The organism is Polaromonas sp. CG_23.6 (assembly GCF_029892315.1).
Taxonomy (GTDB): Bacteria; Pseudomonadota; Gammaproteobacteria; order Burkholderiales; family Burkholderiaceae_C; genus Polaromonas.
Genome location: NZ_JARXUY010000001.1, coordinates 2,341,656 through 2,363,165, shown reverse-complemented (window position 1 = coordinate 2,363,165; position 21,510 = coordinate 2,341,656). Strand labels below are relative to the sequence as shown.

Genomic DNA, 21,510 nt, shown 5'->3' with positions numbered 1-21,510 from the left:
AAGCCTTTATTGATCAATTGGTGATGGCGGTTAACGATGTCCACGCCATTTTCAACGCAGCTTGCGCCTGCGGTGGCTGCACACTCATGCGCACATGGCCGGGCAAGCCGAACGAGGCGGTGTCGCGCAGCTGGATGCCTTGGGTTCGCAATCGGGCCAGTGAGTCTTGCAAACTCAGGCCTTCAGGCAATGCCGGATTCGCACAGAAAAAATTCGCATCGCTGGGCAGGCAAACCCAGCCCAGGGACTCGCACAAATGGATTTGCCGGGCTTTCCAGTCACGCAGCGTGACCAGGCTTTCGGCCAGCCAGGCTTGCACATCGGGGCGGGTCCAGGCTTGCAGCAGCGCCACGCCATGCGCGCCCACGGGCCAGGACGCACTGAGCTGGTCGAGGGCGACAATGGTTTCTTCGGCGTTCACCGGCGCAATCGCATACGCGGCGCGCACGCCGGTCAGGCCCAGCGCCTTGTTTGGCGTCCAGAGTTGCCAGACGCTTTGCAGTTGCGCCGTACTCAATGTTGGTGCGCCGCCCAGGCGCAGCGGCTCATAGGCACGGTCCAACACACACAGCGCGTCAGTGCCCGCGAATGAATGCCGCGACTGGCCGCCCCAAGCAAGTTCAGCCCCGCAAAGGGACGGCGAACTAGGCGAAGCGAGTAGCGTAGAAACCATTTTCTCCAGCTCCGCCTGTGCAAGACCCAGCGGGCTGGACGGCTCGCAGGCCCAGAGCAATTGCGCGGCATCAGGTTCGGCGGCTACCACCAACTTATGCGCACGGGCGGCTTGCGCATAGTCGCCGTAGCTGTGCGGCGGCAGCCAGACGGTGCCGCCCTGCCCTTTGGTTTGTGCCGTTTGCGCGGCCAGAGCCGTGATGCGGAAAATGAATTCGCTGGCGCTGGCGGCCAGCACCACGCGCAGCACATCGACCCCATGAAAATCGGCCAGTTGCTGGCGCAATGTGCTGTAGCTGGCGTCGGGGTACTGGCTGGCATCGGCTTGCCGGACGGCCGCTTGTGCCGCTGGGCACGGCGCGCAGGCGTTGCCGTTGGTGGAAAAATCGTATGGCGCCGCGCCGAAGCGGTCAGGGCCGCCATGAAGGCGCAGTGGCAGCGGAAGCATCGCGTTTTTCATATCCATGAAATGACTACAAAAATAATAGCTGCCAGAGCAACTGCAGCATGCGCAAAGACCACTTTTGATGCATATTTCTGCGCCAGAAGCACATCCTCGGCTTGCGGTGCGCGCCCGGTGGCGTTCAGGGTGTACACGCCGGGCTTGCTCACGCTGATGCCCAGCGCCAGCGCCATGGCCGCCATTGGCCAGCCGCTGTTGGGCGAAGGGGTTTTTGCCGCTTGACGTTGCATTTCGCCCGGCCAGAAGTTGCCCGTGACGCCCATCAGCAGCACGCCCGTCAGCCGCGCCGGCAACCACGACAGCACATCGTCGGCATGCGCCGCCCATTTGCCGGCCCATTCCCAATATTGACCTTTGTAAGTGCCGCGGTAGCCCCACATAGCATCGGCGGTGTTGGCAAAACGGTAAACGGCTGCGCCCGGCAGGCCCAGTAGCACGAACCAGAAAATCGGTGCCACCACCGAATCATTGAGGTTTTCAGCCAGGGTTTCGATGACGCTTTCGCGCACCTGCACCGCCGTCAGCGGCGCGGTGTCGCGGCTGACCAGCCACGACAGGCGCGCGCGTCCGGCGGACAACGACTGCTGCAGGGCCGTCTCAACCGCGCCGGCTTCGTCATGCAACATGCGCCACGACAGCATGGACTTGGTGAGCCAAGCCATTGCCATGAGCAGTGCGGCGGCGGCCAGTCCGGTTTCCAGTGCCGGTTGCAGGATGAACAGGGCCAGCTGCCAGAAGGCCAGCGCCTGAAGCGCCCAGGCCAGTGCGGCAACGCCCAGCGCGCCCACACACCACGCCAGCGCGCCGAGAACAAACGCCAGCGCAGGCGGGCAAGCCACGCTGACACGGCCGCAGGCCTGGAGGTAATGGCCCATCCAGACCACCGGGTGAAACGTCGCCGGCGGCTCGCCAAAACGGCGGTCAATCCACAAGGCCAGCAGTAAAACCGCCAGCCACACCAGCGCCAGCGCGGACGCGCTCAATCCGGCCATGCCGCCGGAACTCAGAAACGGGAAAAAACTCGCCCAGCCCATCAGCATGTCAGGCGCCCGGGCCTTGGCCTTGCGGGATGTCTCCGGCGGCGGGCGTTGCCAATTGACCCCAGCAGTCGTCAAACACCATGTCCGACAGCGCAGCCCGACGCGCCCATTTTTCAGCCTGCAGCATGGGCTGGTCGTAAAAGGCGTGGACCGGACCGAGGCACAACATGGCGATGGGCCTGCTGCCCTCGGGCATCTTCAGCAGTTCGGCCAGCTTCACGGGGCAAAAAATCGACACCCAGCCCATGCCCAGCCCCTCGGCACGGGCGGCCAGCCAGAGGTTTTGAATCGCACAGGCGGCAGACGCCAGGTCCATCTCGGGCAGGGTGCGGCGGCCAAACACGTGGGCTTCTCGCCCCGGCGGCAGGGCCACCACCAGCAGCTCGGCGGCGTCAAGCACGCCCTGCACTTTCAGCGTCATGAATTCGTCTTCACGCGCGCCCAAAGCCTGCGCGGTCAGCACACGTTCCTGTTCGACCAGCGCGTGCATGGTTTCGCGCAGCGACTGGCTGCGCACCCGGATAAAGCGCCACGGCTGCATGAAACCGACACTGGGCGCATGGTGCGCGGCCGACAGCAGGCGCTGCAGCAGGTCGTCGGCCACGGTGCCGCCACTGAAATGGCGCATGTCGCGCCGTTCGTGAATGGCGCGGTACACCGCCTCGCGCTCGGGCAGGCTGAAAGCGTGGGTGACCTGACCGGTGTCAGCAGGCGCGTTCACACCCTCAGTCTTCAATGCCGCGCTGGGCCGGAATGCCCGCGTTGAACGCATGCTTGATCTTGGTCATTTCAGTCACGGTGTCGGCCAGCGCAATGATCTCGGGCGGGCAGCGCCGGCCGGTGATGACCACATGCACGTCTTTGGGACGGTTTTGCAGCGTCAGCAGCACGTCGTCGAGCGGCATCCAGCCGTAGATCAGCGGATAGGTCATCTCGTCGAGCACGACCATGAAGTTCTCGCCGCCCATGATTTCGGCCTTGGCTTTTTCCCAGCCATTGCGCGCGAGCTGGGCCGAATGCTCCAGGTCCTGGCTTTTCCAGCTGAAACCATCGCCCAGCCCTTCAATCGGAATGCCCAACTGCTCGAACATGCGGTGCTCGCCGAAGCGGGCGCTGGGCACCTTCATGAACTGGAAAATCTTAACGGCCCGGCCATGCACATGGTGGCGGCCGTGGGCGCGCAGCGCCAGGCCAAAGGCGGCGGTGCTTTTGCCCTTGCCGTCGCCGGTGTTGACGATCAGCAGGCCCCGGCGTTCGCCTTCGGGTTTTTCGTAGGGCTTGTCTGACGGTGGGGTTTCTATTTGCATGGGGCTCGCTGTGCAGGAGGGTGGAAATCAGGGCTGAGTTGTACGGTCTCGCCAATGATAAGCAAGCCGGGCTGAGGACCATACCCTGTGGCACGCGCAACCAGGTCGCGCAAGCCGGTGGCAATGATGGTCTGGGTGGGGCGCGCGCCATCGCGAACGATGGCGGCAGGGGTATCAGGTGCCAGGCCGTGTGCAATCAATTGATGGGCTATTTGTGGCAGGCGCTGCAGGCCCATGTAAAAAACGCGCGTCTGGCCGGCCTTTGCCAAGGCTGTCCAGTCGTGCGTCGCGTCGTCGTCGGCCAGGTGGCCGGGCAAGAAAACACAGCTGCCCGCCAGGTCGCGGTGGGTCAGGGGAATACCCGCCGCCGCCGAACACCCACTGGCCGCCGTGACGCCCGGCACCACCTCAAAGGCAATGCCTGCCGCCTGCAAGGCCTGCACCTCTTCGCCGCCGCGTCCGAACACATAGGGGTCGCCACCCTTGAGCCGAACGACTCGCCGGCCCCTGCGTGCATGCTGAACCAGCAGCGCATGGATGCCGGTTTGCGGCACGGCGTGATTCCCCAGGGCCTTGCCCACATACACGCGCTCTGCCGCCTCGGGGATCAAGGCCAGCACCTCGGGCGTGATCAGGCGGTCATACATCACCACCTCGGCACGCTGGAGCCGGTCACGAGCCCGCAGAGTCATCAGATCGACCGGGCCGGGACCGGCGCCCACAATGGACACAAACCCCTGACCGGACGGCCGCAGGGCCTCAGCTTGCATCGCAGCCATCCGGTCCCTGGTGAAACACCAGATCGGCCACAGGCTGGCCGCCGACCAGATGCTGATCGATGATGCGGTCCATGTTGGCCGGGGTGACGTTGTAGTACCAGACGCCATCAGGCTGCACACACATGACCGGTCCGCCCTTGCAGGCGGCAAAGCAGCTCACCCGGCTGCGCTTGACGCGCATCTCGCCCTCGTGCAACCCCGCTGCCTTGAACTTGTCGCCCAGACTGTCATACAGGTGCTGGGAGGCGCCATCTTGCGTGCAGCGCGTCCCGGTGCAAATCAGCAGGTGGCGTTTGTAGTTGCCAATTTTTGGCTTGACCACCTCGTTCATGCTTCAGATTCCTCGGTGCTGGCCGCGTCTTCCTTGAGCGCAACTTCTTCTGCCGGCGTCATGAGCACGGCCTCGATATAGTCTGCTGGCAGTTTGTGCCGCAGCGCCAGTGCCGCAATGCTTTCGCCCTCGGTATGGTCAGCCTTCAGGTTTTCCATCCAGCCCAGCAAGCCGGTGGACAACGAACGTCCAGGCCTTTCGCCCTGGCGGGTACTGCCGTCGCCATGCAGCTCGTACTTGTTGGCGTAACCGCGCGGAGTCACCATCAAGCCGTGACGGATAAAGGTGTTGCTGTTGCCAATCAACACCGTCGTCAGCATGCCGATGTCGCAGTCCGACATTTTGTCCAGTGTGGTGAACTCAATACGCTCGCGGCGTCGATACGCTGACTTGACCACCGCCACCGGTGTGTCTGGCCTGCGGTGCCGAAGAAAAAGTCGCTGCGCTTCCACGATTTGCTGGGTACGCCGGCCGCTTTTGGGGTTGTACAAGGCGACCACAAAGTCAGCGGCGGCTACCGCGTCCAGGCGGCGGGCTATCACTGGCCAGGGCGTGAGCAGGTCGGACAGGGAAATCGAGCAAAAGTCATGTGTGAGCGGCGCACCCACCAGCGCCGCGCAGGCGTTGATGGCCGACGCGCCCGGCACGACTTCAACCTCCACGTCAGACTCGGGCGTCCAGCCAGCTTGAAACAGCACCTCGTAGGTGGGCCCGGCCATGCCGTACACGCCGGCATCGCCGCTGGAGATCAGCGCCACCTTCTTGCCTTCGCGGGCGCTGGCCAGCGCATGCACGGCACGGTCTAGTTCTTCGGTCATGCCCTTGCGCACGACTTCCTTGCCTTCCAGCAAATCAGCCACCAGCTTGATATAGGTGACATAACCGACCACCACGTCAGACTCGGCAATGGCTGCGCGCGCACGGTGCGTCATGTGGTCGTGGCTGCCGGGGCCAATGCCCACCAGCATGATTTTTCCTTGCGGGCGGGTCATGGGTTCACCGCCTTGCCGGCAGATGCAAGCGGCCTGGCGCGTTGAATCGTTGCCTCCATTACCGGACGCAGCCAGCGCTGGAACGCCGCGCCGCACACCATCCCCATCGACACCCAGAAAGACAGTGACAGCCAGGTGGTGGCCCAGATGAACTGCGTGCCGAGTTCGCGCAATTGCGCCTGAGCCTCACCGCTAAAACCGGCCAGCGGGTCAGCGCTGATGTGCGGCGCACCCACGACAAAAGGCAAGGCCAGCCACGCTGCCGCTGCCGCCCAACGCCATGCACCCCGCAGACCGGCCAGCGAAACACAGGCCAGCGCTGCGCTGCCTGCCGCCAGCATCCACCAACCCTGGCGAGAGCCCAGGCGGGCCGCGTCCATGCCGGGAATCTCGGCATGCAAGCCGAGCGAGGGCCAGAAATGGAAACTGAGCCAGCCTGCAGCCGCCACCAGCAAACCCAGCGGCAGGGAACGCATTACCGTGCCGCGCCACAGGCAGACACCCATGACGGCATACACCAGCAGCGCCATGCTGAAGGCATGGAGGACATTGGCCACCCAAGTCCATGCATTGCGCTCGACACCATCTGCCGGTGACCATGCCTCTGCCGTGCCGTGTTCATCATGTGAAGACGCAACACTTTCGGCGTGGACATGCGTCATGGTGGCGGCTGGTGTTGCCAGCGCGTCCGGTGCTTCGGCCTTTTGCCCCTCATACACTTCGGCGGCATGAACAATCGGCACGGCCTGCCACTGCTGCACACCGGACTGCACACTGCCAACCATCATTGCGGCTACCAGTGCGGCCCAGATCAATCGTTGAAAAATCATGGTTGATTCCTTGGTTCAATGGCAAGGCTTGACGGTGACGTGGCGCACGTCATGCGCGGCGTTGTGCGCCAGTGGGCTTTCGGCAAACGCCACGCCGTACAACACCACCAGCCCCAGGGCGGCACCCGCGGCAAGTTGCAGCAACAGGCTGCGGGTTGCACTGACAGGCAACAAAGCAGGAGAGGCAGAAGAGGCAGATGTGTTCATGGGTTGCTCCATTTCGGGGTTAAAAAAGCTGAAGAAATTAATGTGAAAAACGATGGCAGCGGGCCAGTGACACCGTGGCGTTGCGTCCGTCAGTGCCCCGGCACTTGTGCTTTTCCACCAGCAATGCCGTGCCGGGAAGCACTTGCCCTGCCGCCGATCCGGCCAGCAAGGCAGCAGCTTCGCTGACTGACGGGCTGCCGGTGTACATGCGCACCGTCTCGGACGGGTTGGGCACGGGCACAGCGGCCAGTTGCGCGGGGGTGTAGAAGTTCAGCGTCCAGCCGTGTTTGGCAGCCAGGGCCAGCAGCCCCGGCTCGTCAGCCTTGAGGTCGATGCTGGCGGCTGCCGCCACGTCGGCCAGACGCGCACCCGCCAGCGCCAGCGCCTCGTCCAGCGCTTGCTCTAGCGTCGCCAGCGGCGTGCCACGGTCGCAGCCCAGACCGACGGCAATGCGCTTCGCCTCAGCGCTCATGCGGCTTGCGGGGGGCGGTAGACCACCAGACGCTCGTTGAGCTGTTGCCAGCGTTCAGCTGTCACTGGCGCATGGGTGATCCACAGCACCGCCTTGAAATGATTCAGATCAACGTCTTCAAAACGCTCGAATTTGTGAATGGTGGACGGCAATGGCGTGGGCCGCGTCCACCAGTTCGGGCTGCCCGCTTCCTGCACCACGGCCACCGGCTCGCCATTGACGACATGGGCCGAGACGCGGGTGATGTTGATCTTGGGCGCTTCGACCTTCCAGCCGAGTTCACGGCCCAGAATATCGACCGGAATGGTCTTGCCCACATCAGAAGCCGTGGTCAGCACGGCAGTGGCACCCAGCAACCCGGCCACCTGCTCGGCCATGGCGTTGGCGCCCCCCACATGGCCCGACAGCACCGGAATCACAAACTGCCCCGCATCATCGACCACCAGCACACCGGGGTCTTCGTCCTTGCTTTTCAGGTGCGGCGCAATCAGCCGCACCACGGCGCCCAGCGAGACAAAGAAAACAACCTGGTCAAACTCGGTGAAAAGCGTAGCGATTTCGTCGCGAAAAGCACCGCTGTAGGCGCGCACCGGGTTGGGCAAGCCGGCCATGAGCGGCGCGAATTTTTCCGCCACGCAAACGCTGGCTTGCGGCATTCGACGTGCCAATCCGGCGGTTTGCTGCGCACCGTGTTTGGTGATGGCGACCAGGACGATGCGCAGGGCGGCATCGTTGTCAGGCAAGGGGTTGATGGTCATCCTAAAGTTTCCTCTTCGATTTCAGTGCTTGTTTTCTTGCGGCAGCCGCGCTGCATGTCGCCGCGCACGCGGCCCGGGTTCTTGACCAGCAGCAACGACAGGTAATTGACCTGCGTGCCTTTCAGTTCGGCGACGTCGTGAACAATCCGCTCGACCGGCGAGCCGGCTTTTTCAATGAAACGGCTGTGTGCCAGCAAGCCCCGGCGCGCCAGCAGATCGATCAAATCGTCCAGCAGCGGCTTGACCTTCATCAGCACCAGCGTGTCAAAGTCGTCCAGCATTTTTTCGACCGCCGCAATGCCATAGGCAGCGGGCACGATGGCGATGGTGTCGTCCTGCTCCGACAGCGGCAGCTGCAGCCGGGCGCAGGCCGCGTTAAAGGACGTGACACCCGGAACGATGTCGATGCGTGCCTCGGCATCAAGCTCGCGCAGCACCCGGGCCAGGTAGCAAAAGCTGGCGTAGGTAGAAGCGTCGCCTTCAACCAGGAACAGCACGTCCTGGCCCGTTGCCAGCAGTGCCTTGACGGTTTCGGCAGCCTTGAGCCAGTGGCGGGCGAGTTTTTCCACATCGTGTGTCATGGGAAACAGCAGCGGCTGGTGCTGCGCAGGCAGCGCCAGCCCGCCGCGCAGTGCAATGTCAAGCGCGTAGCTTTCCTTGCGCAGGCTGCGCACCGGGTAGGTCCACACTGCGTCGGCACGCTCGAGCAAAGCCCAGGCGCGGCGCGTGATCAAACCCGGGTCGCCGGGGCCCAAAGACACGCCAAACAAGCGGCCCGGCGCAGGCACGGCAGCAGTATGCAGTTCAGTCATCGCTTTTCTCCCTGGAGGCGGCTTGGGGCGCGATGGCCTTTTGCGCGCACACCAGCCACACCGGGTTTTCGGCCGCCATGCGGTTCATGTGCAAGATCGGCTTGCTGCGTGAGGCTTGCAACTGCAAAACGTCCCAGGCCACACCCAGCGACTTGAGCGTCTCGACGGCGGTGGCCAGGTTTTCCAGCGTGACGAAATTCATTACCAGCCAGCCCTCGGGCCTCAAGCGCTGCAATATCAGGCCGATCAGTGCAGCCAGTTCGCCACCCGAGCCTCCGATGAACACGGCGTCCGGGTCGGGCCAGTGCTGCAAACCGTCGGGTGCCTTGCCATGCACCAGCGTGTGGTTGCTGACGCCAAGTGCCCGGCGGTTGTCGCGCACATTGGCGCCGTCGTCGATATTTTTCTCTATCGCGTAGACATGTCCCTGGCTGCACAGCCGCGCGGCCTCCAGCCCCACGGAGCCCGAACCCGCGCCAATGTCCCAGACCACGCTGCTGGCACGCAATTGCATGCGGGCCAGCGACACGGCGCGCACTTCCTGCTTGGTGAGCAGGCCTTTTTCGGGGTAGCGTTGTTGGTAGCGGGCATCGGGCAGGCCCAGCAGCACGGGCTCGGGGCGCAAGGACGTGCGCCAGAGCAGCACCACGTTCGGGTCGGCAAACGGCATCTGCGCAGCAGCGCTGATGCGCATGCCGCTGACAATGCGTTCCTCGGGCTGGCACAGGCGTTCAGCCACGGCCATCTCGAAATCATCGGCCAGGCCCTCGGTGACCAGCATGCGCGCAATACAGTCCGGCGTGTTGGTGGGGCTGGTCAGCACGGCCAGGCGGTCATTCTGGCGAATATCGCGCAGCAGCGCATACAGGCCGTGGCTTGGCTCGCCGCCTTCTACCCAGTCGCCGGCGTCCTTGCTGTGCACCGATGAAAACTTCATGTCCTGCCACGGCAGGCCCAGCCGGGCGCAGGCCAGTTGCAGCGTCGAGACATTGGGCATGACCTCAATCGCTTCGATGCACAGGCGCGACGCCAGGTAGGCGGCGATGCCGTGGCACAGCGGATCGCCGGTGGCCAGCACCACCACGCGCTGGTGTTCGCTTTGGGCGGTACGAATCCACTCGGGAACCTGCGACAGCGCACCTGTCAGGTCGCGCTGCAGGGCGGATGGATCCATCTGCCCTGCCAAAAGCTGCAGTGCACGCGTGCCGCCAATCACCAGTTGCGCTTGCGCCAGGTGCGCCAGTGCGGTGCGGCTCAGGCTGGCGATGCCGTCGTCGAGCACGCCGATGATGCGGCATTTTTCAATCAGGTTTATCGTTTCGGAATTCAAGGGGCCTCCGCTATCTTGCGACCGTCAAAGTCGCAAACCAGCACTTTCAAATCAAATTTATCGGGATAACGCGCTTGCAGGGTCTGGATCACACGCTGGGCCAGCGCCTTGTGAAAGGCCGCACCCAGACCGAGCGCATCCATGCGTTCACCGGCATAACGCGCGGTTTCGTTTTGGCGAATGGCATCGCACACCTCGGACTCGGCGCCCAGGCTGGCCGCAATGTCGGCCAGCAAGCCGGTATCAACCTCGGCACGGCCGGCGTGGGTGATGGTTTCGCCCTGCGCTATCTTGGTCAGCTTGCCGACCATGCCGCCAATCACCACCTGTTTCAAACCGGCCTTGACCGCCGCGCTCATGGCGTAGCGCAAAAAGTCGCCCATCTGCACAAAAGCCGGTTCAGGCAAATGCGGCATTTCGGCCATCACGAACTTCTCGGTGCGCCCGCCCGTGGTCAGCACCACCACGCCATGGCCCAACGTGCCCGCCACCTGCACGCCCTGCACCACGCTGGCGCGGTAGGCGGCTGTCGAGTACGGTTTGACGATGCCCGAGGTGCCCAGAATGGAAATTCCGCCCAGAATGCCAAGCCGCGCGTTCAGGGTTTTTTTGGCCATTTCCAGCCCTTGCGGCACGGAAATGCAAACTTCAAACCCGGTTTCTTCCAGCAATTCCCCTGCGGCAGCCTGTACGTTGGCCGTGATGTTGCGGCGCGGCACCGGGTTGATCGCCGGCCCCCCCACCGCCAGACCCAGGCCGGGCATGGTCACCGTGCCCACGCCAAATCCGCCGGTCAGCAACACCTGGCCGGGCAGGTCACGGCGCAGTGTCACGTCGGCAGTAAGGTGCGCTTTGTCGGTGCAGTCCGGGTCGTCGCCCGCGTCCTTGATGACCATGGCATGCGCCGTGTCTGCATTGACAGCGCCGTCCAGCACGTCAAACGTCACCAGGTCGCCGTTGGGCAAAAGGCATTCAATGCGCCCAGGCACCTGTCCGGTCAGCAGCCCCAGCGTGGCGGCACGCGCCGCCGCAGCCGAACACGCGCCGGTAGTGAACCCGGTGCGTGTGCCGCGTGGCGCGTTTTTTTCCATCATGCAGACGCCTTGTGCAGCACCTCTTGCGCCTCGGCCAGCCCGAGCAGCGCATGAATCGCAGCCACTACCAGCGTCGAGCCGCCTTTTCGGCCGCGAATCACGATCCACGGCACGGCGTTTTCCAAGGCCATCAGGTCTTTCGATTCCGCCGCCGAAACAAATCCAACCGGCATGCCCACCACCAGCGCCGGGCGCGCGCCCTCGTCATGAATCAGCCGCACCAGCTCGATCAAAGCCGTGGGCGCATTGCCGATGCCCACGATGGCGCCATCAACCAGACCCAGCCGGTGCGCCTTGCGCATGGCCTGCACGGCGCGGGTCGTGCCTTCAGCCTTGGCGGCCTCGATCACATCGGCGTCCGAGATGAAGTGGTGCGTGGCCATGCCGAAGTGGCCCAGTCGCGGAGCCGAGAGGCCAACGCAAATCATCTCCACATCGGCCACCACGCGTGTGCCGCGTGACAGCACAGCCGCCACGCCAGCCGCAACCGCCTGCGGATGAAAGTCGGTCATGCCGTTGAAGTCAAAGTCGGCATTCGCGTGGATCATGCGACGCACGATGGGCCACTGGTCCGATGTGTAGCTGTGCGATGACACTTCACGGTCAATCACGGCAAAAGAATCGTGCTCAATAGCCCGGCCTGCAGCCGTGAGCTGCTCGGTGACGATGTTGGCATGGCTCATGAGTGAGCCACTTCGTGCGGATGGGCGTGGTCATGCGGATGCGGATGCGGATGCGGGTGCGGGTGCGGGTGCGCATGAATTTGAATCGTGGCCTGGGCAGGAGAATGCGCATGTTCATGGGCATGGTCGTGCGCGTGATCATGGTCGTGGTTGTGCGCAACGGCGTCGTCGTGGTGGTGGCCACCCATGCCGTTTGCGACCCCGAACTCGCGGTATTTGCAACCATCGCACGGCATGCGTGACGCGGTGACGCCACTTTTCAAGTCATTCACCCGCTCTTCCAGCAGTTCAAAAATTTCCCGCTCAAAACCGAAGTAGTCGGTTGAGGTGAACCGGATGGTCGGGTACTGGATTTTCAGATTGTCGACCTGCCGGGTGATGCGCTCGACCAGCGTGCCGTTGAACAGGTAGTAAGGCAGCACCACCACCTGCGTCATGCCGAGCAGGCTTTGCCGCTGCACCGCTTTTTCAAGGCGCGGCCAGGTGATGCCGGTGAAGGCCAGATCGACCAGTGGATGATCGGTTTCCTCCATCAGCCAACGCGCCATCTTGGCCATTTCGCCATTGGCCTGCCGGTCTGACGAGCCACGCCCCAGCATCACCACGCCGGTGGTCGTCGGGTCCGGCATGTCCAGCACTTTCATCGCACCCTTCAGGCGGCGTTTGACAATCGACAGGATGTGATCGCACGCCGTCAGGTGCGGTGCGTACAAGAACTGCACCCCCGGAAACTTCAGCCGCGCACCATCGATAGCCTGCGGAATGTCCATCTTGACGTGCCCGGCGGCATTCAAAATCAGCGGCACCACCATCACGCGCTGCGAGCCGCTGGCGGCGCGGCGCAGGCCTTCGCTCATGGTAATTTCGGAAAACTCGATGAAGCAAATCTCGATGCGCCAGCCCGGCTGACGCGCCCGCCACTGCTCCGCGAACGCTTCAATCTCGTCGTTGCCTGATTTTTCGCGCGAGCCGTGGCCCACCAGAAGAATGGTGTCTGCTGTCATGTTGTCTCCGGAAGATTGGGGGATGTATCGGTTGTCAAACCGGTGCTGGCGCGCCGGAATTTGTGCGTGAAGCTGGCGTCGTAAAGCTTCGACTTGGCCAGTGTTTGCCAGTGCCGGGAACCCAGCGTCGGGCTGGCGATGATCATTGACTGGCTGACGATTTTGGCGTCGCGGCACAGGCCCTGAATGGTGGCCACAGTGCCCCGGATGATTTTTTCTTCGTCCGGCCAGCTGGCCTTGTGAACCACCACCACCGGCGCATCAGGCGACCAGCCGGCCGCCGTCAACGCTGCCGTGACACGCCCCATCAGCGTGATGCTCAGGAAAATGCACAGCGTGCTGTGGTGCGCTGCAAGCGCTTCGAGCGATTCGCCTTCAGGCATCGGCGTACGCCCTTCCACCCTGGTAAATATCACGGTCTGGGTGACTTCAGGCAGGGTCAGGCTTTCGACCGCGGCTGCAGCCGAAGCCATGGCCGACGACACGCCCGGCACCACGGCAATCGGCACGCCGGCCGCGTCCAGCGGCTGCACCAGCTCAATCAGCGCGCCATACAGGCCCGGGTCGCCGGTCTGCAGGCGCACCACGGTCCGGCAGCGCCCGGCCTGCAAGATCAGCCAGGCCGACATCTGCTCCAGCGTCATGTCCTTGCTGTCGGCGATCACGCAGCCCGCCGGTGCCCAACGCGTGGCGGCTTCGCTGACCAGGGAGCCGGCAAACAAAATGGCGCCCGCGCGCTCGATCAGCGCCCGGCCCTTCACGGTGATGAGTTCCGGGTCACCCGGCCCTGCACCCACAAACCACACAGTGCCGCCGCTCATGACACCAACGCTGAAAAACGTTGCCTCAACATATCGTCTCCTCCACGCCCATCGCGCGACAGATTAAATGGGTGTGATGAAGCGAAGGGAGGAAAAAAGGAGAAAGAAGGCGAAGCCGCAAAAGCAACGGATGCCGGTGCAAAAATGCCCGAAACCGCTGTGGACTGACGCCTGCTGACCCTTGCCCATCGCAAGATCACGCGCAAAAAATCAGGCCGGTCTCCGGGCTCACGAGTGAACAAGCACAAAGCTTGTTTGCCGGATCCCCTTCCCATGCGTTGGCACAGTGGTGATGGATCTGGCTTTGACTCGTTTACCGTTGCGAGGGCAGCGTCGGAATGGCGTGGATTAATGACTAACCCGTGCGCACCGACTTCCCGTTTAAGCCTGCAAACCGAAGTCTGCAGGCCACCTGAAGTTCTCTTTCAGTTTAGCACCCGAAAATTGAGTTTTCTGAAAATCAGGTTCGTAAAGTGCATGGGGCATGGCTGAGCAGAACGAAAAACTAGATTCGGGGCAAAGCCAGCCATTGCCCGCCCAAGTGAAGCACGGAAATGCGGTGGTCAAACACGTTCTCAACGGCCCGGTGCGTCGCGACGTCGGCGCAGGCGCCCTGGTGCGTGACGCGGCCCTTGTCCATCACCACCAGCGCATCGGCCTGCAAGGCGAAAGAAATTTCGTGCAGCACGCTGACCACAGTCTTGCCGCTGGCGACCAGATGACGCACCATCAATAGCCAATCGGTCTGGTGCGGCGGGTCAAGGTTGGCCAGGGGCTCGTCCATCAGCAGCACCGCAGCCTCGACCGCCAGCGCGCGCGCCAGCAGCACGCGCTGGCGCTCTCCACCCGAGAGCTGGCCCAGCGCCCTGCCGCGCCAGTCCCAGGCCTGCGTCGCGCGCAGGGCACGCTCGACGGCGGCGTGGTCGGCGGGGCTGGGCGGCGCCAGCCAGGCCTGGTGCGGCAGGCGACCGAGCATGGCCACGTCGTACACCGTCAGGTCGTCGGCCGAGCTTTCGTTCTGGCCCAGCCATGACAGTTGCCTCGCCCGATGGCGTCCGCGCATCGCGGCCATCGACTGGCCCAGCAATGTGACTTCGCCGCTGTGCGGCAGCAATCCCGCCAGCACCCTGAGCAGCGTTGATTTGCCCGCGCCATTGGGGCCGACGATGCTGGTCCAGCGGCCATGAGGCAACGCCAGGTCAATGCCATGCAAAATTTCATCATTTCCGAGCTTTGCGCTTATGGATCGGGCATTTATAGCTATTGAATCCATAGCGACATCGACTGCCGGAGCCGTCACAGTCCGTTCCCCCGCCCGGTATTTCTGTGCATCAGCCAGAGCAAATAAGTGCCACCGAGAACGGCGGTCAGCACGCCGACCGGCAACTCCTGCGGCGCCACCAGCCACCGGGCCAGGATGTCGGCGCCCGTGAGCAGCACCGCACCCGTCAGGCTGGCCAGGCCGATCAGGCGGCCGTGCGTGGTCTTGACGACGGAGCGCACCAGGTGCGGCGCGGCCAGGCCGACAAAGGCGATCAGCCCGGTTTGCGCCACCGCCGTGCCGGTGGCCAGCGCCAGCACCGCCACCAGCGCCGCGCGCATCTGCGGCAGAGGCAAACCCAGGCTGTGCGCGGTCGATTCGCCCAGCGCCAGGCCGTCGAGCGCGTGGCTCATCATCCAGGCAGCGAGCATCATCACGGCAAACACCGCCGCCATGATGGCGCAGGCACTCCAGCCGACAAAAGCGGTGCTGCCCAGCATGAAAGACTGCATCGCCTGCATGATTTCAGGTGTGAGCAGCAGGATCAGCGACGTGACGGCGCCCAGCACCACACCCACAATCACGCCCGCCAGCAGCAGCCGCAGCGTGTGCTGCACGCCCTTGGCCAACACCAGCGTGAGCAGCACGGCGAGCACGGCGCCAACAAAGGCGGCCCCCGTCAAGCCGAGGCGCGCCAGCCAGTGCGTGGCCAGCGGCGACATGCCAAACAGGGCCATTGCCAGCGCCACGCCGAGCGAGGCGCCCGACGCGCTGCCAAGCAAATACGGATCGGCCAGCGGGTTGCGAAACAGGCCTTGCGCCACCGCGCCGGCCAGTCCCAGCAGCGCACCGGCAAGCCAGGCGCCCAAGGTGCGCGGCAGGCGGATTTCCGACACGATCAGCAACGCCTGTGCATCGTTTTGCATGTTCAGCACGCTGTCAAAACCGGTGCTGCCCACGCTCATGCCGAGCAGCAGCAAAGCCACCGACGCGACCGCCAAACCGATCGCCAGCCAAAACGCCTTGCGGTGCTGGCGGGTGAAGGTCAGGCTCATCCAGCGCCTGCGTTGTCGGCGATGCACTGGGCCATGATGCGTGCCGCTTCAGCCATGCGTGGACCGGGCCGCACCAGCACATCGGATTGCTCGGGGTTGAAGAGGCAAATGCGCTGATCGCGTATCGCTTTGATGGCGCCCCAGCCGGGATACGCTTTCATGGCATCGGCGTTGCGGCTGCTCACCATGATGAGGTCCGGATTGGCGCGCACCACGAATTCCGGGTTGATGCGTGGAAACGGTCCCAGTGCGGCGGGAATGATGTTTTTCACGCCCAGCCGGGTCAGCGTTTCGCCCATGAAGGACGACTCGCCGGCGGCATAAGGCCCGCGGCTGACTTCAAAGTACACGCGGGTGTTACGGACCTTGGCCGGCAGCGACTGCGCGGCCGCCGAAACGCCGCTGTCGATGATGCGCCAGACTCGGCCAGCGCCCGCAGCGTCGGGAATATCGAGCAGCGCGCCTAGCTTTTTCAGAACGCGCTGCACATCGGCATGGGTCTTGGGCTCCAGCGCCACGACCTTCAGGCCCAGCGATTCCAGGCGTTGGCTGGCGCGCGATGAAGTGGCCAGGACCACCACGTCGGGTTTGAGCGCGACGATGGCCTCGATGTTCGGGTCCAGTCCACCGCCTACTCCAGGCAGGCTTTTGACACTGGCCGGGTAATTTGAATAGCGGTCCACTCCGACCAGACGCTGGCACTCCCCAAGCGCGCAGATGCTTTCAGTCAGCGAAGGCAGCAGGCTGACAATGCGCTGCGGGCTTTGCGCCAGGGTGACGCTGACGCCTCTGTCATCGGTGAGTTGCAAGGCGTGGGCCGGGGCCAGCACGGCCAGGCTGAGCAGCAGGATGAAAGCTGTGGTGAAAGTTTTCATCCTGCTAGCCCTCACCCCAGCACTTTCCCGGAGGGAGGAAAAGCAAGATAAATCCTTCATGCTTAGCCTTTAAGAGTGAGCGGTAAACCGGCCGCCATGAAAGTGACACGCTGGCAAGCCTGCGCCACGTCCTGGTTCATCAGTCCCAGCGCATCGACAAACGCCCGCGTTTCGCGCCCGAGCGGAATCACACCCAGGCCAATTTCGTTGCCGACCAGCACGACCGGGCCGGCGGCGTTTTCGATTGCTCTTAAAAGCATAGCTACTTGCGCCCGTGGATCGTGCGCCAGAGCCTCATTTTGCTTGGAATTCTCCATTGGCATGAGCAAATTGGTCAGCCACAGCGTCAGGCAGTCCACGACAACGAGGGTTTGCGGCTGGCTATGACGGGCCAAGGTTGGGCCCAGCGCCAGCGGCTCTTCCACGGTTTGCATGCCCGGCACCCGCTCGGCACGGTCGGTCTGGTGGCGCGCGATGCGCTCGCGCATTTCGGCGTCCCAGGGCTGGGCGGTGGCGATCAGCACCGCTTGATGCGCCGGCGACTGCGCCAGCCAGCTGCGCGCGAGCAACTCGGCGCGGCGCGACTTGCCGCTTTTCTGGCCACCCAAAATCAGTTCGCTGCGGGCAGCGGACAGCATTTCATCCATGGGCTGCATCCCAACCCAGGATGAACTTGTGCAGCTTTTCCACGCCTTCGGTCAGCGCGGCCGGGCCGGGCTGCAGGATTTCGGACGACTTGATCTCGAACAGTTGATTATTTTTGACAGCCGGTACGCTCTCCCACCCAGGACGGGCGGCGACCAGCTCGGGCCGGAATTTCTTGCCGCACCAGGAGCCAAAAATGATGTCGGGCGCGCGCTGCACAATTTCCAGCCCGTCGGCAATGATGCGCCCCTTGCCCATCGGTTCTTTTGCCAATTCGGGAAAGCAGTCGTCGCCGCCGGCAATGCCGACCAGCTCGGACACCCAGGCAATGCAGCTGATGTGCGGGTCGTGCCATTCCTCGAAAAAAACCCTGGGGCGGCGCTTGAGTGAGCGCGCCGCCTGCTCGATGTCCAGCAGCCGCTGCTGCATCTGCCCGATCAGCAGCATGCCGCGCTCGACCTGCCCGACCATTGCGGCGAGCTGGTACATCATCGAGAAAATCTCGGCCACGCTGCGCTGGTTGAAGATGGTGACCTGGATGCCATGGCGAATCAGCTGCGCGGCAATGTCGGCCTGCAGGTCTGAAAAGCCGATGACGCAGTCGGGCTTCAAATCAACAATCTTGTCGATCTTGGCGCTCAGGTAGGCGCTGACCTTGGGCTTTTCCTCCCTGGCACGCGGCGGGCGCACGGTGTAGCCCGAGATGCCGACGATGCGGCGCTCTTCACCCAGCATGTACAGCCACTCGGTGGGCTCTTCGGTCAGGCAGACGATACGCTGCGGGCCATAGGCCGTGGTGTCTTTGCTGGCGGCCAGTGCGCGCCAGTCGTTTGCTGCTTCAGTCATGGTGTTCCTTTAAAAACAAGCGCGCCGCCGCAGCCGGGCTGGACGCAAACCAGGCATGGAAATAACTCGCCTTGACGGCGCCTGTCGAACCCGACACAAACAGGGCCTCGCCTTCGCCGCGCAAGGTGCGTCCCGGCGCAGCTTGGGTGCGGTTGGCGGCGGGTAGCGACGTTGCGCAGGTGGAATAGTGAAAGGTGTGGCCGCGCAAGGTGCCGCCCGGCATGTCAAGCTGCTGCGGCCCCAGCGCAGCCAGCCGCTTTTGCATCGTCACGCTGCCAGGCAGGACGCCCCACACCGGATTGCTGACGCCGTTGGCATCGATGATTTCATCAAACAAGGCCATCATGCCGCCGCACTCGGCCCAGACCGGCTTGCCGGCCTGAACGTGTGCGGTGATGCTGCTTTTCATGGCCGTGTTGGCACCCAGTGTTTCAGCATGCAGTTCGGGGTAACCGCCGGGCAGCCAAAGCGCGTCGCATTCCGGCAGTGAATCCTCTGCAAGCGGTGAAAAATAGGCCAGCTTGGCGCCCATTGACTGCAGGCAGTCGAGGTTGGCGGCATACAAAAAACAGAAGGCTGCATCGCGGGCGACAGCAATCGTCAGACCCTGCAATGCGCCTTCAGGAAACTTCTGCGCTGGTGCATCACCAGGCTGAAAGTCAACGGCCCAGGCTTGCAGGTCGTCGTCTGTCATCTGCCCCAGCCGCGTGCCCGCCAGTGCATCGGCCGCTGCATCCAGCCTGCCCATGGCATCGCCCAGTTCATGGTCCATGACCAGGCCCAGGTGTCGTTCGGGCAGCGTCAGGGCTTCATTGCGCATCAAGGCGCCCAGCCATTGGGCCGGGTCGCGCAGGCTGTCTTCCAGCATCACTGCGTGGCCGGGCGAGGCGACGCGGTTGGCCAGCACGCCGGCAAAATTCAAGCCTTCAATGTAATGCTGCAAGCCCCAGGCCAGCGCGCCAAAGGTTCCGGCCATGGCACTGGCATCAATCACCGCGACCACCTTCAAGCCAAAGCGCTGCGCCAGATCAGCCGCGCTCGGCTGTCCGTCAAACAGGCCCATCACGCCTTCGACAATGATGAGGTCAGCATCTTTCGCCGCATCGTGCAGACGCTGCGCGCAGTCCGCCTCGCCGGTCATCCACAGGTCGAGCTGATGCACCGGTGCGCCGCTGGCCAGCGCCAGCCAATAAGGGTCCAGGAAATCCGGACCGCACTTGAAGACGCGCACCCGCCGGCCCTGCCGCGCATGCAGCCGCGCCAGGGCGCATGCCACCGTGGTCTTGCCCTGGCCGGAAGCCGGAGCGGCAATAAGGATGGCAGGGCAGCGGGCGGTCATCCAGCTTACCGCTTGGGCTGGTAATTCAGCGTGACATACACGGCGCGTCCGGGCTGGTTGTAGCCATAAATCGTTTCATACTGTTTGTCGGTCACGTTGTTCAGCTTGGTCTGGACTTTCCACTCCTTGTTGACCACGTAATCCACATACAGGTCCGCAGTGGTGCGGCCAGCCAGTTCGCGCGTGTTGGCTGAGTCGTCAAAACTTTTGCCGGCATGCAGCAGGGAGCCACCAAAAGCCCACACACCCACCGAATAGTCAGCCCCCAGCGTGGCCAGATTGGCGCTGCGGCGCGCCAGTCGCTTGCCCGTCAGCTCATTGCGCGGGTCCATTGCATCAAGCGATGCATTGAGCGACAGCGGGCCAAAGCTGCCGTTGTAGGACAGGGTATAGCCATCAATCCGGGCACGCGGAATGTTCGAGGCAATCGTCGTATTGCTGATAAAACCGCGAATCTTGTTGTCGAAGTGGACCAGCTTCACCGTTTGCCCCGCATCACTCCAGGTCACGCCCAGGTCAGTGTTGCGGCCGCGTTCCGGCTGCAAGTTCGCATTGCCAAAATTGGGGAAATAAAGCTGATTGAACGACGGTGCGACAAAGCTGGTGCCGTAGGATGCGTTGACACGCCACTGCGGCGTGAGGGCAAAACCGTAGCCGCCGAAACCGGTGGTGCTTCCGCCAAATTGCGAATTCTGGTCGCGGCGCAGGTTGGCCTGCCAGCTGTGCGGACCCGCGCTGCCGTTCAAACCGGTAAAGTAAGACGATACAGTGCGGTCAGTGATTGTGTATTGGGTGCTGCTGTCAACTTTTTGCTCCAGACGCTCCACGCCTGCCAGCGCAACGCCTATGGGAGTGTCCACATCGTTTTGCCAGCTCAGCTGATTCTGGGTGGTTTTGAACAGGCTGGGCAAGAAGGAGGCGACCACTGCACGGCTGCTGTCCGATGCTTCGCTGTAGCGCAACTGGGTTTTCCAGCCGGGCAGCACGCGGCCTTCGACGCCCGTGCGGACCACACGTGACTTGCCTTTGTAAAAGGTATCGCGGTTGGGGCCATCGTCGGTGTGGCTGGTGCTGTTCGACGCCAACAAACCGGCATCGATTTTCCAATCAGCATTTAATTGGTAAGCCACCGATGCGTTAAGTGAATCCTGGTCAAAGCCATCGGTATCGGGGTTGTAATTGCCAAACAGCACTTTAGGATTGGTGGCTGAAAATCCGGCCTCGCGGGTCTTTTGCAAGCCAAGCGAATAGGTCACCGGTCCACTGCCACCACTGACACCGGCCGTTACCTGGCGATGCGCATAGCTGCCCAGCGTCAATGAAGCATACGGGTTGAAACCCTGAACACCCTTGCGCAGGAACACCTGCACCACGCCACCCACAGCTTCGCTGCCATACAGGGCAGACGCCGGACCTTTGAGGATTTCGATACGCTCGATCATGTCCACCGGGATGGTGTCCCAGCTCGGGCTGCCGGTGGTGGCCGAGCCAAAACGCACTCCGTCAATGAGCAATACCGTGTGCCGCGCTTCGGCGCCGCGGATGTTCACGCTGCTGTTTTTCCCAAGCCCGCCATTGGCGCTGAACTGAATCCCAGGAACGCGGGCCAGGATTTCAGGAAGCGTACGGCCGGTGGATTTTTCTATATCAGCACGGTTGATGATCACCACGTCACTGACCAGCTCGTCAGCCCGCTGGGCAGTTCGGGAGGCAGTGACGACCATTTCCTTGAGTTGAGGCGCTGTTTGCGTTTGCGAAAAAGACGGAAATACAGCAGCCAAAGCCAAAGGCAGCGCGGCCATACGCACGTTGGAAATACAGATTTTCATGGGATCAAGCTATCAACAAAATGCTCTCACTGGGTTCCCCGCCAGTGCATGAGCGTTAAGAACAC

At 63.2% G+C, this 21,510-nt stretch carries 24 protein-coding genes and 1 riboswitch; all 24 genes read right to left on the bottom strand.

The genetic code is table 11. From position 1 onward, the window contains the following. Positions 1–13: 13 nt before the first annotated feature. A complete protein-coding gene (locus tag H4V98_RS11175) occupies positions 14–1,138 on the bottom strand; it encodes an aminotransferase class I/II-fold pyridoxal phosphate-dependent enzyme (RefSeq protein ID WP_231374696.1) in 1,125 nt (374 codons plus the stop codon). Next, positions 1,129–2,127, bottom strand: coding sequence for an adenosylcobinamide-phosphate synthase CbiB (cbiB, locus tag H4V98_RS11170; RefSeq protein ID WP_196863296.1), 999 nt, complete (start codon positions 2,125–2,127; stop codon positions 1,129–1,131). Before cbiB ends, H4V98_RS11175 begins: the two co-directional genes overlap by 10 nt. Before the next feature lie 49 nt (positions 2,128–2,176). Next, complete coding sequence (gene bluB / locus H4V98_RS11165; RefSeq protein ID WP_280757505.1) at positions 2,177–2,896, bottom strand: 5,6-dimethylbenzimidazole synthase; 720 nt, start codon at positions 2,894–2,896, stop codon at positions 2,177–2,179. A 4-nt stretch (positions 2,897–2,900) separates the two neighbouring features. Then, positions 2,901–3,482 (bottom strand): cob(I)yrinic acid a,c-diamide adenosyltransferase, encoded by a 582-nt coding sequence (gene cobO, locus H4V98_RS11160; protein WP_196863186.1) that lies wholly within the window; start codon positions 3,480–3,482, stop codon positions 2,901–2,903. Beyond that, positions 3,473–4,252, bottom strand: coding sequence for a uroporphyrinogen-III C-methyltransferase (gene cobA / locus H4V98_RS11155; protein ID WP_196863187.1), 780 nt, complete (start codon positions 4,250–4,252; stop codon positions 3,473–3,475). Before cobA ends, cobO begins: the two co-directional genes overlap by 10 nt. Beyond that, a complete protein-coding gene (locus tag H4V98_RS11150; protein WP_196863188.1) occupies positions 4,242–4,592 on the bottom strand; it encodes an NAD(P)H-dependent oxidoreductase subunit E in 351 nt (116 codons plus the stop codon). The genes cobA and H4V98_RS11150 overlap by 11 nt, the downstream gene beginning before the upstream one ends. Further along, positions 4,589–5,584, bottom strand: a complete 996-nt coding sequence (gene cobJ, locus H4V98_RS11145; protein ID WP_196863189.1) for a precorrin-3B C(17)-methyltransferase — start codon at positions 5,582–5,584, stop codon at positions 4,589–4,591. Before cobJ ends, H4V98_RS11150 begins: the two co-directional genes overlap by 4 nt. After that, entirely contained in the window at positions 5,581–6,414 is an 834-nt protein-coding gene (locus H4V98_RS11140; protein ID WP_196863190.1) for a CbtA family protein, read from the bottom strand. Before H4V98_RS11140 ends, cobJ begins: the two co-directional genes overlap by 4 nt. 15 nt (positions 6,415–6,429) lie before the next feature. Further along, the gene (locus H4V98_RS11135) at positions 6,430–6,621 is read right to left on the bottom strand and encodes a CbtB domain-containing protein (RefSeq protein ID WP_196863191.1); all 192 of its coding nucleotides are present in this window, start codon (positions 6,619–6,621) and stop codon (positions 6,430–6,432) included. Between the two features lie 37 nt (positions 6,622–6,658). Beyond that, positions 6,659–7,093 (bottom strand): cobalamin biosynthesis protein, encoded by a 435-nt coding sequence (locus tag H4V98_RS11130; RefSeq protein WP_196863192.1) that lies wholly within the window; start codon positions 7,091–7,093, stop codon positions 6,659–6,661. Next, entirely contained in the window at positions 7,090–7,851 is a 762-nt protein-coding gene (locus tag H4V98_RS11125) for a cobalamin biosynthesis central domain-containing protein (RefSeq protein WP_196863193.1), read from the bottom strand. Before H4V98_RS11125 ends, H4V98_RS11130 begins: the two co-directional genes overlap by 4 nt. Next, positions 7,848–8,663, bottom strand: coding sequence for a precorrin-2 C(20)-methyltransferase (gene cobI, locus H4V98_RS11120; protein WP_231374697.1), 816 nt, complete (start codon positions 8,661–8,663; stop codon positions 7,848–7,850). Before cobI ends, H4V98_RS11125 begins: the two co-directional genes overlap by 4 nt. Then, on the bottom strand, positions 8,656–9,993 hold the full coding sequence (cbiE, locus tag H4V98_RS11115; protein ID WP_196863194.1) for a precorrin-6y C5,15-methyltransferase (decarboxylating) subunit CbiE: 1,338 nt from the start codon (positions 9,991–9,993) through the stop codon (positions 8,656–8,658). Before cbiE ends, cobI begins: the two co-directional genes overlap by 8 nt. Further along, a complete protein-coding gene (locus H4V98_RS11110) occupies positions 9,990–11,087 on the bottom strand; it encodes a cobalt-precorrin-5B (C(1))-methyltransferase (protein ID WP_196863195.1) in 1,098 nt (365 codons plus the stop codon). Before H4V98_RS11110 ends, cbiE begins: the two co-directional genes overlap by 4 nt. Then, complete coding sequence (locus tag H4V98_RS11105) at positions 11,084–11,770, bottom strand: precorrin-8X methylmutase (RefSeq protein WP_196863196.1); 687 nt, start codon at positions 11,768–11,770, stop codon at positions 11,084–11,086. The genes H4V98_RS11110 and H4V98_RS11105 overlap by 4 nt, the downstream gene beginning before the upstream one ends. Further along, entirely contained in the window at positions 11,767–12,774 is a 1,008-nt protein-coding gene (locus H4V98_RS11100) for a sirohydrochlorin chelatase (protein ID WP_196863197.1), read from the bottom strand. The genes H4V98_RS11105 and H4V98_RS11100 overlap by 4 nt, the downstream gene beginning before the upstream one ends. Next, a complete protein-coding gene (gene cobM, locus H4V98_RS11095) occupies positions 12,771–13,595 on the bottom strand; it encodes a precorrin-4 C(11)-methyltransferase (RefSeq protein WP_196863198.1) in 825 nt (274 codons plus the stop codon). The genes H4V98_RS11100 and cobM overlap by 4 nt, the downstream gene beginning before the upstream one ends. Positions 13,596–13,790: 195 nt before the next feature. Continuing rightward, positions 13,791–14,026: riboswitch (cobalamin riboswitch) on the bottom strand. A gap of 74 nt (positions 14,027–14,100) precedes the next feature. Next, entirely contained in the window at positions 14,101–14,868 is a 768-nt protein-coding gene (locus H4V98_RS11090; RefSeq protein WP_196863298.1) for an ABC transporter ATP-binding protein, read from the bottom strand. Between the two features lie 23 nt (positions 14,869–14,891). Beyond that, positions 14,892–15,911 (bottom strand): iron ABC transporter permease, encoded by a 1,020-nt coding sequence (locus tag H4V98_RS11085; RefSeq protein WP_196863199.1) that lies wholly within the window; start codon positions 15,909–15,911, stop codon positions 14,892–14,894. Continuing rightward, a complete protein-coding gene (locus tag H4V98_RS11080) occupies positions 15,908–16,786 on the bottom strand; it encodes a helical backbone metal receptor (RefSeq protein ID WP_196863200.1) in 879 nt (292 codons plus the stop codon). The genes H4V98_RS11085 and H4V98_RS11080 overlap by 4 nt, the downstream gene beginning before the upstream one ends. A gap of 62 nt (positions 16,787–16,848) precedes the next feature. Next, entirely contained in the window at positions 16,849–17,424 is a 576-nt protein-coding gene (cobU, locus tag H4V98_RS11075) for a bifunctional adenosylcobinamide kinase/adenosylcobinamide-phosphate guanylyltransferase (RefSeq protein ID WP_196863299.1), read from the bottom strand. A gap of 1 nt (position 17,425) precedes the next feature. Beyond that, positions 17,426–18,277: a cobalamin-binding protein gene (locus H4V98_RS11070; RefSeq protein ID WP_196863201.1), complete on the bottom strand. Its 852-nt coding sequence runs from the start codon at positions 18,275–18,277 to the stop codon at positions 17,426–17,428. Further along, on the bottom strand, positions 18,270–19,616 hold the full coding sequence (locus H4V98_RS11065; protein ID WP_196863202.1) for a cobyrinate a,c-diamide synthase: 1,347 nt from the start codon (positions 19,614–19,616) through the stop codon (positions 18,270–18,272). The genes H4V98_RS11070 and H4V98_RS11065 overlap by 8 nt, the downstream gene beginning before the upstream one ends. Positions 19,617–19,621: 5 nt before the next feature. After that, a complete protein-coding gene (locus H4V98_RS11060; RefSeq protein ID WP_196863203.1) occupies positions 19,622–21,445 on the bottom strand; it encodes a TonB-dependent receptor in 1,824 nt (607 codons plus the stop codon). Positions 21,446–21,510 lie beyond the last annotated feature (65 nt).

Bases quoted from the DNA above. Each gene is read 5' to 3' on its own strand.
- H4V98_RS11175 (WP_231374696.1), bottom strand. From the start codon at position 1,138: ATGGATATGAAAAACGCGATGCTTCCGCTGCCACTGCGCCTTCATGGC.
- cbiB (WP_196863296.1), bottom strand. From the start codon at position 2,127: ATGGCCGGATTGAGCGCGTCCGCGCTGGCGCTGGTGTGGCTGGCGGTT.
- cobO (WP_196863186.1), bottom strand. From the start codon at position 3,482: ATGCAAATAGAAACCCCACCGTCAGACAAGCCCTACGAAAAACCCGAA.
- cobA (WP_196863187.1), bottom strand. From the start codon at position 4,252: ATGCAAGCTGAGGCCCTGCGGCCGTCCGGTCAGGGGTTTGTGTCCATT.
- H4V98_RS11150 (WP_196863188.1), bottom strand. From the start codon at position 4,592: ATGAACGAGGTGGTCAAGCCAAAAATTGGCAACTACAAACGCCACCTG.
- cobJ (WP_196863189.1), bottom strand. From the start codon at position 5,584: ATGACCCGCCCGCAAGGAAAAATCATGCTGGTGGGCATTGGCCCCGGC.
- H4V98_RS11140 (WP_196863190.1), bottom strand. From the start codon at position 6,414: ATGATTTTTCAACGATTGATCTGGGCCGCACTGGTAGCCGCAATGATG.
- H4V98_RS11135 (WP_196863191.1), bottom strand. From the start codon at position 6,621: ATGAACACATCTGCCTCTTCTGCCTCTCCTGCTTTGTTGCCTGTCAGT.
- H4V98_RS11130 (WP_196863192.1), bottom strand. From the start codon at position 7,093: ATGAGCGCTGAGGCGAAGCGCATTGCCGTCGGTCTGGGCTGCGACCGT.
- H4V98_RS11125 (WP_196863193.1), bottom strand. From the start codon at position 7,851: ATGACCATCAACCCCTTGCCTGACAACGATGCCGCCCTGCGCATCGTC.
- cobI (WP_231374697.1), bottom strand. From the start codon at position 8,663: ATGACTGAACTGCATACTGCTGCCGTGCCTGCGCCGGGCCGCTTGTTT.
- H4V98_RS11110 (WP_196863195.1), bottom strand. From the start codon at position 11,087: ATGATGGAAAAAAACGCGCCACGCGGCACACGCACCGGGTTCACTACC.
- H4V98_RS11105 (WP_196863196.1), bottom strand. From the start codon at position 11,770: ATGAGCCATGCCAACATCGTCACCGAGCAGCTCACGGCTGCAGGCCGG.
- H4V98_RS11100 (WP_196863197.1), bottom strand. From the start codon at position 12,774: ATGACAGCAGACACCATTCTTCTGGTGGGCCACGGCTCGCGCGAAAAA.
- cobM (WP_196863198.1), bottom strand. From the start codon at position 13,595: ATGAGCGGCGGCACTGTGTGGTTTGTGGGTGCAGGGCCGGGTGACCCG.
- H4V98_RS11090 (WP_196863298.1), bottom strand. From the start codon at position 14,868: ATGGATTCAATAGCTATAAATGCCCGATCCATAAGCGCAAAGCTCGGA.
- H4V98_RS11085 (WP_196863199.1), bottom strand. From the start codon at position 15,911: ATGAGCCTGACCTTCACCCGCCAGCACCGCAAGGCGTTTTGGCTGGCG.
- H4V98_RS11080 (WP_196863200.1), bottom strand. From the start codon at position 16,786: ATGAAAACTTTCACCACAGCTTTCATCCTGCTGCTCAGCCTGGCCGTG.
- cobU (WP_196863299.1), bottom strand. From the start codon at position 17,424: ATGCTGTCCGCTGCCCGCAGCGAACTGATTTTGGGTGGCCAGAAAAGC.
- H4V98_RS11070 (WP_196863201.1), bottom strand. From the start codon at position 18,277: ATGACTGAAGCAGCAAACGACTGGCGCGCACTGGCCGCCAGCAAAGAC.
- H4V98_RS11065 (WP_196863202.1), bottom strand. From the start codon at position 19,616: ATGACCGCCCGCTGCCCTGCCATCCTTATTGCCGCTCCGGCTTCCGGC.
- H4V98_RS11060 (WP_196863203.1), bottom strand. From the start codon at position 21,445: ATGAAAATCTGTATTTCCAACGTGCGTATGGCCGCGCTGCCTTTGGCT.